This is a genomic window from Kitasatospora sp. NPDC057738, assembly GCF_042798815.1.
In the GTDB taxonomy this organism is placed as follows: domain Bacteria; phylum Actinomycetota; class Actinomycetes; order Streptomycetales; family Streptomycetaceae; genus Kitasatospora; species Kitasatospora lactacystinica.
In genome coordinates, this window is sequence record NZ_JBHVJT010000070.1 from 49901 (window position 1) to 53086 (window position 3186).

The following is a 3186-nucleotide window of genomic DNA, read 5'->3' on the forward strand; positions in this document are numbered from 1 at the left end:
CCTCGGCCCCGATGCCCAGGCCCTCGCGGACCTCGGACCCCGAGGGCAACGGGTCCAGGAAGGAGTGACGGAGCATCAGAACCCCACGGGCCGGCTGTACGGCGTCGGGCTCGGCCCGGGCGACCCGTCGCTGGTGACCGTCCGGGCCGCCGAGCTCATCGGCAAGGCCGACGTGGTGGCCTACCACAGCGCCCGGCACGGGCGGTCCATCGCGCGCTCGATCGCCGAGCGGTATCTGACGGGCGGTCAGATCGAGGAGAAGCTGGTCTACCCGCTCACCGTCGAGACCACCGACCACCCGGGCGGCTACCGCGGCGCGCTGGACGACTTCTACGAGGAGGCCGCCGCCCGGCTGGCCGCCCACCTGGACGCCGGGCGCGACGTGGTGGTCCTCGCCGAGGGCGACCCGCTCTTCTACGGCTCCTACCAGCACATGCACAAGCGGCTCGCGCACCGCTACCCGACCGAGGTGGTGCCGGGCGTGACCTCGCTCAGCGCGGCCGCCGCCCGGCTCGGACAGCCGCTGACCGAGGCCGAGGAGACGCTCACCGTCATCCCCGGCACGCTGCCCGAGGAGGAGCTGACGGCGCGGATCGCGGCCGCCGACTCTGCCGTGATCATGAAGCTGGGGCGCACCTTCCCGACCGTCCGCCGGGCCCTGGAGCGGGCCGGGCGGCTGGCGGACGCGCAGTACGTGGAGCGGGCCTTCATGGCGGGGGAGCGGGTCGCGCCGCTCGCCGAGGTCGAGGACGGGACGGTGCCGTACTTCTCGGTCGCGGTGCTGCCGAGCAAGGTCGCTCCGCTGGAGCCGGAGATCCGGCTGTCGGACGGCGTCGGCAGTGTGACCGTGGTCGGCACCGGGCCGGCCGGACCGCTCTGGCTGACCGCCGAGGCGCGCGGCGCGCTGTCCGAGGCCACCGACCTGGTCGGCTACACCACCTACCTGGACCGGGTGCCGGAACGGCCGGGGCAGCGGCGGCACGGCTCGGACAACAAGGTGGAGTCGGAGCGCGCCGAGTACGCCCTGGACCTCGCCCGGCGCGGCCACCGCGTCGCGGTGGTCTCCTCGGGCGACCCGGGGGTGTTCGCGATGGCCACCGCGGTGCTGGAGGTCGCCTGCGAGGAGGCGTACCGGGACGTCCCGGTACGGGTGCTCCCGGGGATGACCGCCGCCCATGCGGCCGCCTCCCGGGTCGGCGCCCCGCTCGGGCACGACTACGCGACGATCTCGCTCTCGGACCGGCTCAAGCCCTGGGACGTGGTGGCGAAGCGGCTGCGCGCCGCCGCCGGGGCGGACCTGGTGCTCGCGCTGTACAACCCGGGCTCGAAGTCCCGGACCACCCAGGTCGGTCTCGCCCGGGACCTGCTGCTGGAGTACCGGGCGCCGGAGACCCCGGTGGTGATGGCCCGCGACGTCGGCGGCCCGACCGAGCGGGTGCGGATCGTCCGGCTGGGCGAGCTGGACCCGGCGCTGGTCGACATGCGGACCGTCCTGCTGATCGGCTCCTCGCAGACCCGGGCGGTCGAGCGGGGCGGCGGCGTGGAGGTCGTCTGGACGCCGCGGCGGTACCCGGAGGAGTGACGGGCGACGGATGACAGCGAACAGATTTCATCATCTGTTCGCTGTCATCCGTCAGCTGTCATCCGCCATCCGTCGACTGTCGGCCGTCACCCGTTGGCGGCCGTTCGCCGGACCCCGGCCGCTGCTACCGGGTCGGCTTGGTGAGCAGCAGCTCCGTGTTGTGGTCCCCGTCCGTGCCCAGCAGTGCCGTCGGCCGGCCGTTCGGGTCGTTGTACGACAGCTCGCGGTAGAGCGCCGCGAGGTTGGCGTCCGAGGTGCTGCCGAAGTCCGTCCCGTACGGTGCGGAGGACTCGATCAGCGTGGTGAACAGCGAGAGCGTGCCGTCCCCGTTGTCCGCGATCTCGATGATCCGCCCGTGCTGCGGGTAGTCGATGTGCGAGGCGGTGTTGATCTCCCAGAACGCCCGCTCCGGCACCGCGTGGCCGTGCGGCGTGATCTTGTTCATGTGGGTGTGCCCGTTCACCCACGCGACCACGTTCGGGTAGCGCTGGAGCAGCGCCACCAGCTCGTTGCCGTCGTGCCGCCCCTCGAAGATGTTGCGCGGGTCCGGCAGCAGGTTGCCCATCGTGCCGCTGGTGTGGTGGCTGAAGACGAGGACCAGCTCGTCCGTGCTCCCACCGGTCACCTTGCGCCCGTCGGCGTCGTACCAGTGTCCGCTGTGCGCCTTCAACTGCTGCTCCAGCCAGCGCAGTTGCGCGGTGCCCAGCGAACCGTCGGCGAACCCGGCCTGGTTGGTGGTGTCCAGGCTGATGCCGACCACCTTCTCCGAGATGCGGAAGGTGTAGTAGAGCTTGCCGCTGTTGGCCATGTCCGAGGTGAAGCCGTGCCCGTACGGGCCCGCGCCGGTGACCGCCGGGTTCAGGTGGGCCTTGGCGAACTCCTTGAGCGTGAACGGCCGGCGGCGATCGTCCGGGGTGATCCTGCGCACCAGGTCACCGCTGGCGATCAGCTTCGCGAGCAGCAGCACGGCGCCCGCCGGGTCGCGGCGCAGCGAGTCCATCAGCTGGGCGGCCGTGGCGTCGTCGCAGCCCTCCAGCTTGTACTGGCCGGCGTACAGGTCGTTCAGCAGCCCGAGGTCCGGCAGCGAGCCCTCGATGCTGTCGTCGTGGTTGCCGACCGTGGTGTACCAGGGCGTGCGCAGGCCGGGCGCGTCGAAGGGGCGGCCGGCGGCGGACAGGAAGCCGGGTATCTGCGGGAAGCCCTTCGCCTTGTAGCCGTCGCTGTAGGAGAGTTCGGGGTTCCAGTAGGCGGCGTTGCCGGAGTTCTGCACTCCTTCGTAGCGGTTCGGGTCACCGGTGTTCTGGGCCAGCCGGCCGCCGCCCATGACCTTGAGGTACCAGTCGAGTTCGGCGAGCTCGTGGTTGTCGGTGTTGTCGCCGGTGGCCATCACCATGCTGAACGGCATCCCGGTGTAGGGGCCGCCGGCGAGCGAGTTGACCCGCTCGACGAGGGCCGAGACACCGCGGGCGTTCAGGGCCTCCTGCGGCCGGTAGGCGCTGCCGTTGAGCTTGGCCAGGTACTCGAAGCGCACCGGGGACTCGGTGTCCACCAGGTGCAGGTCGCTGAACTGGACGAAGCTGGCGAGGCCGGTCCGGCGGTCGTCC

General features: G+C 71.9%; 2 protein-coding genes. One reads left to right on the forward strand and one right to left on the reverse strand.

Going from position 1 to position 3186, the window contains the following annotated elements; translation table 11 throughout:
- The first annotated feature begins 64 nt into the window (after nucleotides 1–64).
- A complete protein-coding gene (locus ACFVGO_RS30830; RefSeq protein WP_359901675.1) occupies nucleotides 65–1582 on the forward strand; it encodes a precorrin-2 C(20)-methyltransferase in 1518 nt (505 codons plus the stop codon).
- A gap of 124 nt (nucleotides 1583–1706) precedes the next feature.
- On the opposite strand, the gene ACFVGO_RS30835 is transcribed toward ACFVGO_RS30830, so the two are convergent.
- The coding region (locus ACFVGO_RS30835; protein ID WP_380635291.1) for a TIGR03767 family metallophosphoesterase at nucleotides 1707–3186 on the reverse strand (1480 nt) is incomplete at its 5' end.